This window comes from Archangium sp., assembly GCF_036389735.1.
In the GTDB taxonomy this organism is placed as follows: domain Bacteria; phylum Myxococcota; class Myxococcia; order Myxococcales; family Myxococcaceae; genus Archangium.
The window spans coordinates 1-14007 of record NZ_DASVWK010000685.1 but is presented as its reverse complement, the minus strand read 5'-3'; the positions used below and the strand labels follow the sequence as shown (position 1 = coordinate 14007).

Annotated in this window: 13 protein-coding genes; 4 read left to right on the top strand and 9 right to left on the bottom strand. The window is 70.5% G+C overall.

The genetic code is table 11. The features are described from left to right. Nucleotides 1-180 precede the first annotated feature (180 nt). The 5 genes from VF794_RS24200 to VF794_RS24180 all read right to left on the bottom strand — a co-directional run bounded on the left by VF794_RS24200 (nt 181) and on the right by VF794_RS24180 (nt 5398). Complete coding sequence (locus VF794_RS24200) at nt 181-429, bottom strand: RNA polymerase sigma factor region1.1 domain-containing protein (protein WP_331114287.1); 249 nt, start codon at nt 427-429, stop codon at nt 181-183. Nucleotides 430-545: 116 nt separating this feature from the next. Further along, nucleotides 546-2606, bottom strand: coding sequence for an ATP-dependent zinc metalloprotease FtsH (gene ftsH / locus VF794_RS24195; protein WP_331114285.1), 2061 nt, complete (start codon nt 2604-2606; stop codon nt 546-548). Between the two features lie 207 nt (nt 2607-2813). Then, entirely contained in the window at nt 2814-3773 is a 960-nt protein-coding gene (locus tag VF794_RS24190; protein WP_331114283.1) for a hypothetical protein, read from the bottom strand. Between the two features lies 1 nt (nt 3774). Beyond that, nucleotides 3775-4182 (bottom strand): (deoxy)nucleoside triphosphate pyrophosphohydrolase, encoded by a 408-nt coding sequence (locus VF794_RS24185; RefSeq protein WP_331114281.1) that lies wholly within the window; start codon nt 4180-4182, stop codon nt 3775-3777. Between the two features lie 103 nt (nt 4183-4285). After that, a complete protein-coding gene (locus VF794_RS24180) occupies nt 4286-5398 on the bottom strand; it encodes a serine/threonine-protein kinase (RefSeq protein ID WP_331114280.1) in 1113 nt (370 codons plus the stop codon). A gap of 257 nt (nt 5399-5655) precedes the next feature. Here VF794_RS24180 and VF794_RS24175 point away from each other — a divergent pair, with 257 nt between their 5' ends. The 3 genes from VF794_RS24175 to VF794_RS24165 all read left to right on the top strand — a co-directional run bounded on the left by VF794_RS24175 (nt 5656) and on the right by VF794_RS24165 (nt 7611). Continuing rightward, complete coding sequence (locus VF794_RS24175; protein WP_331114278.1) at nt 5656-6075, top strand: helix-turn-helix domain-containing protein; 420 nt, start codon at nt 5656-5658, stop codon at nt 6073-6075. Nucleotides 6076-6193: 118 nt separating this feature from the next. Next, nucleotides 6194-6682 (top strand): cytochrome c-type biogenesis protein, encoded by a 489-nt coding sequence (locus VF794_RS24170; protein WP_331114276.1) that lies wholly within the window; start codon nt 6194-6196, stop codon nt 6680-6682. Beyond that, complete coding sequence (locus VF794_RS24165; protein WP_331114274.1) at nt 6679-7611, top strand: tetratricopeptide repeat protein; 933 nt, start codon at nt 6679-6681, stop codon at nt 7609-7611. The genes VF794_RS24170 and VF794_RS24165 overlap by 4 nt, the downstream gene beginning before the upstream one ends. 10 nt (nt 7612-7621) lie before the next feature. Here VF794_RS24165 and VF794_RS24160 read toward each other — a convergent pair whose 3' ends face one another. From VF794_RS24160 to VF794_RS24150, 3 genes are all read right to left on the bottom strand, one after another. Next, entirely contained in the window at nt 7622-8833 is a 1212-nt protein-coding gene (locus VF794_RS24160) for a GNAT family N-acetyltransferase (RefSeq protein WP_331114272.1), read from the bottom strand. A 72-nt stretch (nt 8834-8905) separates the two neighbouring features. Beyond that, complete coding sequence (locus VF794_RS24155; protein WP_331114270.1) at nt 8906-10081, bottom strand: DegT/DnrJ/EryC1/StrS family aminotransferase; 1176 nt, start codon at nt 10079-10081, stop codon at nt 8906-8908. Then, nucleotides 10069-11187, bottom strand: coding sequence for a GNAT family N-acetyltransferase (locus VF794_RS24150; RefSeq protein ID WP_331114268.1), 1119 nt, complete (start codon nt 11185-11187; stop codon nt 10069-10071). Before VF794_RS24150 ends, VF794_RS24155 begins: the two co-directional genes overlap by 13 nt. 241 nt (nt 11188-11428) lie before the next feature. Here VF794_RS24150 and VF794_RS24145 point away from each other — a divergent pair, with 241 nt between their 5' ends. Continuing rightward, nucleotides 11429-12835 carry a hypothetical protein gene (locus VF794_RS24145; RefSeq protein WP_331114266.1) on the top strand — a complete coding sequence of 469 codons (1407 nt, stop codon included), beginning with the start codon at nt 11429-11431 and terminating at the stop codon, nt 12833-12835. A 9-nt stretch (nt 12836-12844) separates the two neighbouring features. On the opposite strand, the gene VF794_RS24140 is transcribed toward VF794_RS24145, so the two are convergent. Further along, a complete protein-coding gene (locus VF794_RS24140; protein WP_414640947.1) occupies nt 12845-13927 on the bottom strand; it encodes a gluconeogenesis factor YvcK family protein in 1083 nt (360 codons plus the stop codon). Between the last annotated feature and the right edge of the window lie 80 nt (nt 13928-14007).

Here is a 14007-nt window from a genome sequence, read left to right as displayed (position 1 = left end):
CATCCACCGCTGGCGCGGCCTCCTGGGCCGGCGGCTGCTGCTCGGTGGACGTCTCGGGCGCAGCCGGGGCGGCGGCCTCCTGGGCCTGCGCGTCCTGGGACGCACCCTCTGTCCGGGGATTGCCGTTCATGCGGCGAACGTAACCAGCCCCCGTGGGGTGTCAACGCTCCAACGGCCGGGCTAGTGCTGGCCGGGGGGAGTGGCGGGCTGCTCGGACATGAAGCCGTGATCCACCTGTCCCGTCACCTCGTCGATAATCTCCACCTGTGCCGCCCGGAGCGAGTAGTACAGCAACCACCTCTCGGCCGCCGTGAGCGTCCCGGCGGGCAGTGCCTCCTCGATCTCCTGCATCGTGAGGCGTCCCTCGCGCAGACCCTTGGCGAACAGGGCCTTGCGCGCCATGTAGCTCTTTCCGATCCGATTCTCCACGGGCTCTGCCTCCTTCCCGGGCAACATAATTTCGCCCTTTCGACACCGCAGAACATGCGGCGCGAAAGGGCGAAGGCAAGGCAGGAGGGCAGGCAGGCAGCCGCCCTCTCTTCAGTTCAGGCGTCCGGCAGCTTCTCGGCGTGCTGGGCGCTGGGAGGAGGCGTCTCGTCGGCCCCCACCGGGTGGGCGGAGATGACCTGACGGGCCTCGGGGTGCAGCAGGCCCCGCTCCGCGGTGGGCTTGGGGCCCAGCAGGAGGCGGATCTCATCCTCGTCGATGACCTCGGTGGCGAGCAGTCGCGCGGCGAGCGCCTCCACCTTGTCCCGGTTCGTGTTGAGCACCTCGCGGGCCCGGTCGAGCGCCTCGGAGACCATCTTGCGGATCTCCTCGTCCACCATCCGCGCCGTCTGCTCCGAGTAGGAGCGGATCTCCGGCCCACCCGCCGAGCGCAGGAAGCCCGGGTTATCCGCACCCAGCGCCACCGGCCCCAGCGAGCTCATGCCGTAGTCGCGCACCATCATCTTGGCGATCTCCGTGGCCTGCTTCAGGTCGTTGGAGGCACCGGTGGAGACCTCGCCGATGAAGATCTCCTCGGCGGCGCGGCCGCCCATCATCGAGGCCATCTTGTCGCGCAGCTCGTCGAAGGACATGAGGTAGCGGTCCTCAAGCGGCAGGGACATGGTGTAGCCCAGCGCGGCGATGCCTCGGGGGATGATGGATATCTTCGTCACCCGCTCCGCGTGCGGCAGCATCCAGCCCACGACCGCGTGGCCCGCCTCGTGGTGCGCGACGATCTCCTTCTCGCGCTCGTTCATCCGGCGGTTCTTCTTCTCCAGGCCGGCCACCACGCGCTCGATGGCCTCCTCGAAGTCCGCCCGGGTGACGTTCTCGCGGTTGCGGCGAGCGGCCAGCAGGGCCGCCTCGTTCACCACGTTGGCCAGGTCCGCGCCCGCGAAGCCCGGGGTACGCGAGGCGATGGACTTGAGGTCCACGTCCGGTCCCAGCTTCACGCCACGCGAGTGTATCTCCAGCACCCGCTCGCGACCGCGCTTGTCCGGACGATCCACCAGCACCTGCCGGTCGAAGCGACCCGGGCGCATGAGCGCGCTGTCGAGGATCTCCGGCCGGTTGGTGGCCGCGAGGATGATGAGGCCGGCGCGGCTGTCGAAGCCATCCATCTCCGCCAGGAGCTGGTTGAGCGTCTGCTCGCGCTCGTCATGGCCGCCGGCGACCCCCGCGTTGCGGCTCTTGCCGATGGCGTCCAGCTCGTCGATGAAGATGATGCACGGCGCCTTGGCGGTGGCCTGCGCGAACAAGTCACGCACGCGGGCGGCGCCCACGCCGACGAACATCTCCACGAACTCGGAGCCCGAGAGGCTGAAGAAGGGAACCCCGGCCTCACCCGCCACGGCGCGGGCCAGCAGCGTCTTGCCCGTACCCGGAGGGCCCACCAGCAGCACGCCCTTGGGGATGCGGCCACCGAGCCGACGGAACTTCTCCGGCGTCTTGAGGAACTCGACGATCTCCCGGAGCTCGTCCACGGCCTCGTCCACACCGGCCACGTCCTTGAAGCCCACGCCGGTGTCGGCCTCGGCCTGCACCTTGGCGCGCGTCTTGCCGAAGCTCATGACGCTCTGCGGACCCTGGCCCATACCGCCAGCCATGCGCCGCATCATCATGCTCCAGAAGAGGAAGGCCAGCCCGAGCGGGACGAGCCAGATCAACAGCACGTCGCTGAAGCCGTTGGACTGGGGCACCGCCTCGTACGGGATGCCCTTCTGCTCCAGCAGCGGGACGAACTCGGCGTCTCCCTGGACGCGGTAGGCCAGCCACGGCAGCGCGCTGGGCTCTCCGCGCAGGGGCCCACTGCCACCCGTGGCGGTATCGGCCGCGGGCGGCGCGGCGCTCTCCTTGAGGAAGCCCTTCACCCACTCCTCGGAGAGCTGTACCCGTGAGAACTGTCCCTCTTGGACAGCCTCGCGGAACTGGCTGTAGCTCACCCGCCTGACGCCCGCGTCCTGGAAGACATTGCGGAACAGCATGAAGCCCAGGACGAGCAGAAGGACGTAGCCAATGGGCGAGCCGAACCGAAAGCCCTTGTTGGGAGGAGGCGTAGGCTTCTCCTGCTTTTTTCCGCGCGGGCCCACTCCCGGCGGTAGCGTGTTCTGAGGCTTCATCGTCGACGCACTCCCCCTCCCCCATGCCACGCACCCCAGGTGGTACGTGGTTACGACTGGACTGCAGGCCAAAGATGTTCACACCCGCCCGCCGGTCAACCCGGCATGCGGAGCGCATCCAATATTTTGGGTAACGCTGGAAAAGATCCTGTCCATCCAGACAGGAGCAATGCCAACCAGAAGACAACCTTCACTCGAGGACAGCGATCAGCGGCAGTCGACCCGGTAGAGGCGTTGGCCAGCGAACTCGGAGCCCAGCAGATAGGCTCGTCCACCGGGCAACCAGGAGATGGCCTCGGACTGGGCCTGGCTCGGCCCGGGGACCTCGGCCACCTCGCCCTGGACGAGCTCCTCCAGGCGGGTGGCTCCGGGGCGGCGCACTTCCCAGACGCGTGTATAGGTGCGCAGCAGCAGGCGCTGCCCCGACTCGTGCAGGGCCGCCGCGGTGGTGCGGAAGTCGACGTCGCCGGGCGCTCGCAGCTCCCCCAGGCGCGTGGCCTTCGTCACGGTGTCCGGCGCCAGCCCGTCGAGCGCGAAGACTTCACCCAGCGAGTCGCGCTTCTTGGTGATGACGGCCAGCCGGCCGGTGCGCGGCTCGAGGATGAGCGACTCGGCGTCGTGCGGCCGGTCCGGGTAGGTGAAGGGCAGCACCTCCACGGGCAGTGTGGCATCCGCCACCGCCTCCGGCTCGGGGAGGCGGAAGACGCGCACGCGCTCGCGGCGCTCGAAGTTGTCCCCGGTGTCGGCGACGTAGAGGCACGAGCGTTCGTCACCCGGGCCACACGGACCCACGGTGATGTCCTCCAGGTCCATCCGGGGCAGCTCCTTCGCGTCCACGCCGGTGAGCGTCAGGGTGGCGAGTACCGTCCCGAGCTCATCGATGGCGAAGAGCTGGAAGGCGTTGCCGGAGTCGTTGTGCGTCCAGAAGACGCCCGGGTGGCGCTGGCTGGCGGCGAGGCCGGACAGCTCGGCCAGCACCAGGGGGACGCGACCGGTGTTCGGAGGCGAACCCGTGTCGCGGGGCTCGCCATAGAGGGAGCAGCCGGGCAGGCCCTCGGCGCGCGGGTAGCGTGTGTCCCGCGCCTCGTCGGTGATGTCGGGGCGGGGCGGCTTCTTCGTGCAGGCGCCCAGCAACACGCCCGCGAGCACCAGCGCGATACGGCGCACGTCAGGCTTCCAGGCCCAGCAACTTGGCCAGCGTCTTCGCGTCGGCGTCGGGGAACTGGTACTTCGAGATTTCCTCCAGTGTCACCCAGCGGTGATCGTGCACGCGCAGGTGCTGGATGGCCGACTCCGGGCTGGTGAGCCGGGCCCGGTAGACGCGGAAGTCGATGTCGTACGTGGGGTAGTCGTGGTGGGTGTGGAGGGCCTGCTCCAGCACCCGCACGTCCACGCCCATCTCCTCACGGATCTCCCGGGCGAGCGCCTGCTCGTCGGACTCCCCCTCCTCGACGCGGCCGCCGGGGAACTCCCATAGCAGCGGCAGGGTCGCCTTGGGGGGACGCTGGGTGATGAGGTAGCGGCCCTCGGCGTTCTGCAACATCGCGCCCACGACGCGGATGTGACGACGAGCCATCTGCGAGCTCCTTACTCACGCAACACGGGAAGGGGGCGGACTAGCACGGCCCCGGGCCCCGGGCCAAGCGTCAGGGCTCCTTCGAAAGGCCCTGGGGCAGGCGTCAGGGCTCCTTCGTGGGGCCCTTGCGCCGTGCCCGGGAGGCCCCTCCCCCCCGCTTCGGGGTGCCGGAGGGGGGGGGCACCAGCGCCTTCAGGGCGGCGGCGTGCAGGGCGGACACCTCGGCCCTCAGCTCGACCCGCCCGTAGCGCTGGCCGGAGGCCCACAGGTACTCGCGCAGCTCCCGGGCCAGCTCCGCCCCCGCCTCGTAGCGCTCCTCCGGCTGGGGCGCGAGCGCCCGGTGGAGGATGGAGCGCAGGCCCTCCGGCAGCCCACGCGTCGCCTCCTGCACCTGCTGCAGCGTCAGCTTGCGGATCCGCCGCGTCAGCTCGTGGGTGCGCACCGCGCCCAGTTCCTCGAGCCCCGGGACCCGGTCCGCCCCGGGGAAGTCGCCACGCGCGCGCAACTGGCGGCTGCGCAGCTCGGCCTCGTGGCGGGCGGCGGCCTCGAAGAGGTGCCGGCCGGTGAGCAGCTGGAGGAGGATGAGGCCCAGGGAGAACAGGTCCGAGCGCCCATCGAGCGAATCCATCATGGCCCGCTCGGGAGCGCTGTAGGCCAGGGGCCCCACGTCGCTGTCGCCCTCGGTGGAGATGCGCCCCTCCAGGCGAGACCAGGCGGCCCCGAAGTCCATCAGCTTCACCTCGCCATGGCGGCTCACGACGATGCCGTGGGGCGTCACGTGCCGGTGGACGATCCCCAGGGGACGGCCCGTGTCGTCGGCCAGCGCGTGCGCGTAGCCCAGCCCCTCGGCCACCTCCGCCGTCACATGGCAGGCGAAGGCCTCCGTCAAGGGCACGTCCTGTCCGGATACCAGACGCATCAGGTCACCGAGCAGGTCCCCCTCCACGTACTCCATGAGGAGGAAGGGCTCCTCGGCGGTGCCGCCCAACTGCTGGACGGAGACGATGTTGGGGTGGCGGAGCTGCCCCGCGAGCCGTGCCTCCTCCACCAACCGCTGGTAGTCCTCCTGCCGCGCCACGCGGTTGAGCCGCTTGAGGACGGTGTAGCCCCCCGGCCCCGCGTGGTAGCGCTGACGGGTCAGCAACAGCTCGCCATGGTGGCCCTGCCCCAGAGAGCGGACGAGCTCGTACATGGCCAGTCCGGCGTCGAGGACCACGGGGTGGGACCCACGCGGGGGGGTTTCAGGGGACGACCGACGCGACATGCGGGCAACTCCTTGGGAGATGTCGGAGAGACGACTCCAAAGGTAAACACGCGGCACGTCAACGACCAAGAAGGATGAAGGGGCGGAAAGAACGCCAACGTCCGAACCCTGACCTCTGCGGTCATATCTTCCTCGCACATGACTCTTGAAGTCACCACTATTCCGGTTATCTTTGAAGTCACTCCCCCAACCCCAGGACTGCACGGCATATGGCTCTCCCCCGAGGACTGGCAGCGACCATCGGTACAGCGGCGAGGGCCGCGCGAGTCCAGGCCAATCTCACCCAGGAGGACGTCGCGGAGCGCGTGGGACTGGCCACCGAGGTCTACGGCCGGCTGGAGCGCGGAGGGATGCTCCCCAGCGTCCCCACGTTGAGGAAGCTGTGCGAGACGCTGCGCATCCCCTCGGACGTACTGCTGGGGCTCACGCCCGCGCAGGAGAACTTCTGGACGAAGGACGCCCCGCCCCGCCCCGCCGAGGAGCCCGCAGAGATCCGCCGGCTGGTGCGCACCGTGAAGAAGCTGGAGCCGGCCGAGTTCCGCCTGCTCGGGCTGATGGCCACCGGCCTGCTGCGCCTGCGCCAGTCACGGCATGCCCGAGGCCAGCACCCCACTCCGGCCTCGTCGTAGCCCTCCCCCCGTCTCCTGGGGGGCGAGCCGCCGGGCGGGGAGGTCGCTCCCCTGCCCTCGGGTTTCCCTGGGCAACACCCGGCCTGGGGCGGTAGGTAGACCGCATCCCCGGGTCCCCATGAACGCCGCCCTCCTCTCGCTCACCCTGTTTCTCGGCATCGCCTCGGGCCAGTTCGCGCCCCAGCAAGCCGGGAGTGAACCCCTCACGCCCGCGCTGGAAGCCCGCGTGCAGAAGCTCGGCAAGGAGCTGCGCTGCGCCGTGTGCCAGGGCCTGTCCGTCGCCGACAGCCCCTCCTCCATGGCGCGCGCCCAGCTCGACAAGGTGCGCGAGCTCGTCTCCGAGGGGAAGACGGACCAGGAGGTCCGCGACTACTTCATTGCCCGCTATGGCGAGTGGGTGCTGCTGCAGCCCAAGGCCGAGGGCTTCAACCTCCTCGTGTGGCTGGGGCCCGTGGCGCTCCTGCTGGGGGGAGGCTACGTCATCTCCCGGCAGGTGAGGCGCCAGCCCGCGCCGGCCCCCCCCGCGCCTCCGGCCCCCGGCACTCCCGCCTCCGACGAACCCGTGGACCCGTACCTCGCGGCCGTGCGCCGGGAGCTGGATCAATGAACCCGCCGACCACCAACTGGCTGCCAGGCATCATCGTGCTCGCGGTGGGCTTCGTCACCGCGGCGGTCTTCCTCCTCCTCAACCGGAACAAGGCCGCGCCCGCGCAGGACAAGCGGGACGGGGCGCTCGAGGACCTGGAGCGGCGCTACCAGTCCCTCATCGAGCAGCTCAAGGAGCTGGCGGCGGAGAAGCACACGCTGGCGCCGGAGCGCTACCAGGAAGAGCGCACCCGGCTGGAGCTGGCGGCCGCGGCGGCGCTGCGCGCCAAGGACGAGCATCTGAAGAAGGGCGGAGTGAAGGAGCCCTCGCGGCCGGCACCGGTGGCCACGGGCTTCCTGTCGCCGCAGCTCAAGGGCGCGGTGTGGGGCGGCGGCATCGTGCTGTTCTTCGGCCTGCTGGGTTACCTGCTGGTGTCCGAGCAGCGCCCGCGCGGCGAGGACGACACGGCGACGGGCCGGGTGCCTCCGGGCATGGCCACGAACGAGAGCCCGGGCGCGGATCAGCAGCGGATGGATCCGGAGCTGGCCGAGGCCTGGGAGCGCCTGCGGGCCAACCCGGCGGACCTGGACACGGCGGCGATGCTGAGCCACGAGCTGATCCGCCAGCAGATGTACGAGGACGCGGAGCGGATCACCCTGCGCGCGCTGGCGGTGGACCCGTTCAACGTGGAGCTGCGGGTGCACAAGGGCGTGCTGCGCGCGGTGCGCGGCGACGAGTCCGGTGCGGAGCAGGAGCTGATGAAGCTGGTGGACACGTACCCGGACGCCCAGGAGGCGCTGCTCTTCCTGGGAGCCGTGGCGGTGCGTCAGGGCAACAAGGCGAAGGCCCTGGAGCACTTCGAGCGCTTCGCGGTGGAAGTGCCCGCGGAGCTGCAGCCGCCCCCGCTCCTGGCGGCGATCCGGCAGCTCCGCGGCGAGCTGGGCAAGTAACGCCCCCGTCCTACCCGCGCACCGCGGCCAACCTGCGCCGCCACCGGCGCACCCGCTCCACCAGATCATCCGGGAGCACGCGCTTGGCCACGTCGCGCACCTGCTTCATGGCCTCCTCGCGGCGGACGAGCCACTCGCCGCCACCCCCGGGCGACAGCACGCGCACGGACACGGTGCGCCGCTGCTGCGTCGTCCAGTCGGACTTGTAGGACTCGGTGCCGCGCAGGAAGTCGTACTCGGTGAGCCCGGCCTCGATGGCGTCGCGGAACGTCTCGCCCACGAGCACCAACCCCACGCTGCGGTTGCGCCAGGCCGGGTCATAGCCGGACTGGAAGTAGATGAACGAGTCGCGGTGGAGGATGCCGTACACCGAGGCCACGGCCTGGCCGCCCACCTTCATCGTATAGAGGCGCAGCCGGCCGCGCTCGGCGAGCAGCTGCGTGGCATCGCGGTGGAAGGACTCGACGCCCTTCCCCTTGATGCCCTGCGAGCCCCCATCCGACTCCCACCGCGCCGAGTGCAGCCGGAAGAAGTCCGTCAGCGGCCCGGCCAGCGCACCTGGCGCCTCCGTCTTCTCGATGCGGTAGCCCTCCTGCTTCTCCAGCCACTTCTTGCGCCGCAGGAAGTTGTCCCGGCGGCTCGTGCGCCGCAGGAAGTCGTCGAAGGACTCGCCCCGGGGCAGGGCCTCGTACGGGCAGATGTACCGCGTGGACAGCAGCACCTCCGCCCGGCCCTTCTCGAAGGTCTCGCGCAGCACCCGCACCGTCACCGAGTCCTCGCGCAGGTCCGTGAGATCCAACACGTCCCACTGATCCCGGAGCTCCCACAGCGCGTGGGCGAAGACGCGAGCCACCTCCTCCTCGCGCCCGCGCCGCGCCACCACGTCCAGGTAGTCGCTGCCCACGTGCGTCTCGCCCAGGAAGGACAGCCGCCGCACCGGGCGCCCCAGCACCCACTGGCACTCGAGGCCCAGCGCCAGCAGCCCCACCAGCGCCCCGGTCCGATCCTTCGCCTGCATCACGAAGGGCTTGCGGTCCGGTGCGATGCGCCGGCACCACGGGTACAGCCACTCCCACGCGTTGAAGGGCCCCGCGGTGCTCGAATCGAGCAGCGCGTTCCAGGCCCCGCGCAGGCTCGCGAGCTGGGCCGGCTCCCGCACGGCGCTCACGTCCAGCCAGCGCGCGGGACTCGGAGTGGGAGACAGTTCCGCTTCGTGAATCACGGTGTCGACCTCTTGGTTCGAGATACCCTCACCCCGACCCTCTCCCGGAGGGAGAGGGAGGAGTGGGATGGATCAGCCCGCGTGCTTGCGGTTACGGCGATCCTGAGTCAGTGCGCCACGCACCGCCGAGGCCACCTCCGCCATCACCTCCGGCGTGAGGTCCTGGTGGCACGGAATCTCCACGATGCTGCGCCGCAGCTGCGCCACCTCGGGGAAGGCCGAGGCGTCACACGCCGGGTGGAAGAATTTCCAGAAGTCGATGGCCTCGATGCCTCGCGCGTGCAGCCGGGCCAGCACCTCCGCCTTGTCCTCCACCACCAGTGGGTAGAAGAGCGGGCTCACCCCCGCGGGCAGCTGGTTGAACAGCGGCGTGGACACGTCGCGCAGCCGGCCCAGCAGGAAGAAGTAGTTGCGCCGCCGCGTCTCGACGACGGCCTCCAGGTCCTGCGCCTGGGCGATCCGCTTCGCGAACGGGCTCATCCCCAGGTCCACGTGCTGGCGGTTGAAGTGCTGCGTGCCCGTGGCCACGCGCTCGATGTCCGCCGCCTTCACCGCCCCCTTGCCGAGGCTGCGGATGAAGCTGCGCAGCCCCCGACCGAAGGCCCCACCGCGCAGCTCCAGGTTCTGCAGCAGCGAGGACACCGTGTGGCTGAACGTCGAGCTGCCCGGCGGCATGGGCGGCTCGGGCAGGCTGTACTGCCGGGGCCCGTTGACGGTGAGCGCCCCGCCGTGCGGCATGGGCAGCGTCTTGTAGAGGCAGAAGATGCCGATGTCGCCCGTCGTTCCGAGCGGCACCGAGCCATCCGCGCTCAGCAGCGACAGCGCGCAGTCCTCGATGAGCGGCAGGCCGTGCTTGTCCGCCAGGGCGCGCATCGCGTCCACCGGGCCCGGGAAGCCCGCGTAGTGGATGAGGTAGAGCGCCTTCGTCTTCGGACCGATTCTGCGCTCCACGTCCTCCAGGTCCACGTCCCAGCGGCTGCCCACCCGGTAGAAGCGCGGCGTGGCGCCCGCGTCCGCGACCGCCTCCACCTCCACCCCGTGGTGGTAGGCCGGCATCAGCACCTCGCCCTTGTCCAACCCCAGCATCTTCACCGTCGTCCAGATGGCGTTGCGGGCGAAGTAGAACCAGCGGACGTTGGGCGCGCTGAAGGGCATGAAGCCGCTCGGCTGGCGGCGGCCGAACAGCATCCCCGGCCACAGCGTGGGCAGGGCGGGAACGAACAACTTCGAATTCTTCACCGCTTCCATCGCGCCACCACCTCTCGGGCCATCGGGGCCCAGCGGAACTTCGCCGCGCACAGCGCGCGGCCGTAAGCCGTGTCATTGAAGATGTAGAGCCAGGTGTGCCGGCGGACCTGATCCGTCCAGTCCCGCTTCCACACCATGTCCGGCCCGAGGAAATCGAACTCGCGCAGGCCTCGCGTGATGCACTCGCGCAGCACCTCTTCCATGAGGAGCTGGCCCGGGCTGCAGTCACTCAGCGATTCGTCGTAGCCGGGCTTGAGCAGGAAGTAGCGCCCGCCGTACTCCAGTCCGTACTGGAAGGCCACCGCGCGCCCGTCCAGCCGCAGGTAGTACAGCGCCAGCCGGCCCGCGTATGCCGCCTCGCGTGCCAGCTCCGAGTAGAAGCCCCGGGTGCGCCCATCCTGCGCCATCGCCGTGCCCCGCCGGCCCTTCCACCCGCTGGCCTCCAGCGCGAAGCCCTCCTCCAGCTTCGCCTCCAGGTCGAGCCCGCCCTCCACCCGCTCCACCGTGACGCGGCCCTTCTCCTCCAGCTTGCGGCGGCGGCGGCGGCAGTTGGCCTTGAACTTGGACTGGAGCGTCTGCTGGTACGCCTCCCACGAGGCCGGCAGCGGGATGTAGGGAGACTGGAGCGACTCCCACGCCCCCACGGGCAGTCCGGCCGCCTCCGCCGCCTCGTATAGCTTCCAGCCCGCGCCCCCCTCGGGCACGTCCGTGAGCAGCAGCACGTCCCAGTTCGGGTCCCCGCGCAGGTGCGAGAGGAAGGCCGACGCGTCGGCCCCGGGCTCGCGCCCCACCAGGTCGAAGCGGCACGAGTGCGCGTTGGCCGCGGCCGACAACTGCCGCACCGGCACCCCGTACATCGAGCCGCGCCCGGCCATCAACGGCAGGGCCGCGGTGAGGCGCCCCTGCTGATCGCGTCGGGTCAGCACGCGCGGGCGCGACTCCGGCGCGAAGTTGTCCATCCACACCCGGAAGAACTCATGGCGGTAGAAGGGCTCGTCGACCGTGGACCCCACGAGCGCGTTCCACTCCGGCTCAAGCGTCATGAAGGTGGTGCGATCCGCCACCTCGACGACGTCCGGCGCGGGGGTGAGCTGTCTGGCTTCCATGCGTTGTGTCCGACTCCTGACGGCGCGGGGCCCCCGGGTCCCGCGTGGGCCGCAAGGTGGTAACGGGACTGGCCGCTCACAACCCCGATCGCCCCCAAGCTTCGCCTTCCCGAAAGAGCAACCGGTCGCCTGCCCCTCCCCCACATGAAAGACGAGGGAGTCCAGGCAGGAGGGATTTCCCCGATTCGACGGGCCGGAAGCCGTCGCCTACGCTCTCGGAGCCTTTCGAGCCGAGGAGCACATGCGCACACCGGATTCCCTTTCCTCCCCCCCCGCCGGCAAGCACGCCATCGTGTACGGCGGCAGCATGGCGGGGCTCGTCACCACGGGGATGTTGGCCCGCCACTTCGAGCGCGTCACCCTGGTGGAGCGGGACCGCTTCGAGCAGGGAGCGGTGCAGCGCAAGGGCAGCCCCCAGGCCCACCATGTCCACGGCCTGCTCACGCGCGGCATGAACGTCCTGGGCGAGCTCTTCCCGGGCTTCAAGGAGGACCTGAAGGCCGCCGGGGCGCAGTTCTTCGACATGTCCGGGGAACATGCCTGGTTCATGGGGGGCCTCTGGCGTCCGCGCGTCACGAGCGGCATCTCCTTCCACGCCCAGAGCCGGCCCCTGCTGGAGTGGACGGTGCGCCAGCGCGTGCTGGCGCTGCCCAACGTGCGCGTGCTCGACGGGCGTGAGGTGACCGGCTTCCAGCTGAGCGCGGACAAGGCCCGCGTCACCGGCGTCCACCTCCAGGCGCCCGGCGGCGCGGACGCGGAGACGCTCGAGGGCGAGCTCGTGGTGGACACCAGCGGTCGCGGCTCGCGCACGCCCCAGTGGCTGGAGGCGCTGGGCTACCCCCGGGTGGAGGAGACGCGCATCCCCATCAACCTGGTCTACTCCAGCCGCGTCTTCCAGCCACCGCCGGGCTTCGCCGCGAGCTGGAAGATGCTGAGCATCGGGCCCCAACTGCCCAAGGAGCGGCGGATCGGATTCATCTCCGTCATCGAAGGAGGCCGCTGGCTCGTGTCCCTGGGTGGCTGGCTGGGTGAGCAGCCGCCGATGGATGACACCGGCTACGTCGAGTACACCCGCGGCCTGCCCCAGCCGCACCTCCACGAGGCGCTCCGGCACGCCACCCCGCTCGGCCCCATCAACGTCTTCAACTTCTCGCACAACCAGCGGCGCCACTATGAGCGGATGGCGCGCTTCCCCGAGGGCCTGGTGGTGGTGGGGGACGCGTTCTGCTCGTTCAACCCCATCTACGGCCAGGGAATGACCATGGGCGCGCTCCAGGCCGAGGCGCTCGGCGAGTGCCTGCGCCAGGGCCTGGACGGCGTGGCCCGGCGCTACCGCCAGCGGGTGAGCAAGCTCTTCACGGTGCCCTGGGCACTCGCCACCAGCGGAGACCTGCGCTTCCCCGAGGTGGAGGGCGTGCGCCCCATGGGCCTCGAGCTGATGAACCGGTACGGAGACCGGTTCCAGCAACTCGCGGGCTACGACCCGGAGGCGCTGAAGACCCTGGTACGGGTGATTCACATGCTCGAATCACCCGCCGCCATGTTCTCCCCGCGCATGGTGATGAAGATCCTCACCACCCGGCCCGACGCCGCCTCCTTGAGCCGCCAGCCGGAGCCGCTCCTCGCGCCCCGGTCGCAGGCGGCCTGAGAGAAGGGACTACAGGCCGCTGCGCGCCATCTTCAGCAGGCAGCGCGCCACCTTGCGGCTGTCGTGACGGATCCGCGGGCAGTCCTTGAGCAGATCCGCCTCCACCGGGACGACGCCCGCGCTGATGAGGGCGCGGCGGTCCACCCGGACGGGGTAGGAGCCCTTGAGCGCATAGCGCCTGGCGGACTCCTCGGGGGGCGCGGAACCGTTGATCAGCACCGCGTCCAGCACCGGGCCCACGTGGTCGATGACGGCGCGCACGTGGTCCAGGCAGTCCATGCCGTCCGTCTCGCCCGGCTGGGTCATCAGGTTGGCCACCATCACCTTGAGGGCCCGCGTCTCGCACAGGGCCTGGGCCACCCCGTCCACCAGCAGGTTGGGCATGACGCTCGAGTACAGCGAGCCCGGCCCGATGGCGATGAGGTCCGCGGTGTAGATGGCCTCCAGCAGCCCGTCGACGGGAGGCGGGGAGCGGGGGCTGAGCAGCACCTTCTGGATGCGGCCATGGGCGCGGCTGATGTTGCTCTCGCCCACCACCTCGGTGGAGTCCTCCATGCGCGCCACCAGCTGCACCGGCGAGGTGGTGCTGGGCAGCACCCGACCCTTGATGCCCAGCAGCTCCCCCGAGACGCGCACCGCCTCCACGAAGTCGCCCTTGAGCTCGGCGAGCGCGGAGATCAGCAGGTTGCCCACCGCGTGGCCCGCCAGCCCCTTCCTCCCGGCGAAGCGGTACTGGAAGACCTCGCTGAGCGGGCTGGTGGCCTTGCCGCCCGCCAGGGCCACCAGGCAGTTGCGCACGTCCCCCGGGGGCAACGCGCCCCGCGTGCGCCGCAACCGGCCCGAACTCCCCCCGTCGTCGCTCATCGCCACGACGGCGGTGATGTCCAGCCCCGGATCCCCCACCCGGGGATCGGCGCGCCGGGCCAGGCCTCGCAGCACCATGGGCAACCCCGTACCGCCGCCCATGGCCACGATGCGCGTCGGCCGCACGTCCAGCGTCTGCAGCAGCTCGTTCCGGCTGACCGTCCGACGCCCCGCGCGCGCATCCTCGTTGTTCCACGCCTCGTTGAGAGGCGAATCCGACTCGAGCATGTCCCCTACCCCTCTCTCGCCCATCCCCACACAGACCCACCGCCGGCCCCCGGCGGTGACCATCACTCGAGCCCTCGGGG

Bases quoted from the DNA above. Each gene is read 5' to 3' on its own strand.
- VF794_RS24140 (WP_414640947.1), bottom strand. From the start codon at position 13,927: ATGCTCGAGTCGGATTCGCCTCTCAACGAGGCGTGGAACAACGAGGAT.
- VF794_RS24145 (WP_331114266.1), top strand. From the start codon at position 11,429: ATGCGCACACCGGATTCCCTTTCCTCCCCCCCCGCCGGCAAGCACGCC.
- VF794_RS24185 (WP_331114281.1), bottom strand. From the start codon at position 4,182: ATGGCTCGTCGTCACATCCGCGTCGTGGGCGCGATGTTGCAGAACGCC.
- VF794_RS24155 (WP_331114270.1), bottom strand. From the start codon at position 10,081: ATGGAAGCGGTGAAGAATTCGAAGTTGTTCGTTCCCGCCCTGCCCACG.
- VF794_RS24165 (WP_331114274.1), top strand. From the start codon at position 6,679: ATGAACCCGCCGACCACCAACTGGCTGCCAGGCATCATCGTGCTCGCG.
- VF794_RS24175 (WP_331114278.1), top strand. From the start codon at position 5,656: ATGGCTCTCCCCCGAGGACTGGCAGCGACCATCGGTACAGCGGCGAGG.
- VF794_RS24150 (WP_331114268.1), bottom strand. From the start codon at position 11,187: ATGGAAGCCAGACAGCTCACCCCCGCGCCGGACGTCGTCGAGGTGGCG.
- ftsH (WP_331114285.1), bottom strand. From the start codon at position 2,606: ATGAAGCCTCAGAACACGCTACCGCCGGGAGTGGGCCCGCGCGGAAAA.
- VF794_RS24170 (WP_331114276.1), top strand. From the start codon at position 6,194: ATGAACGCCGCCCTCCTCTCGCTCACCCTGTTTCTCGGCATCGCCTCG.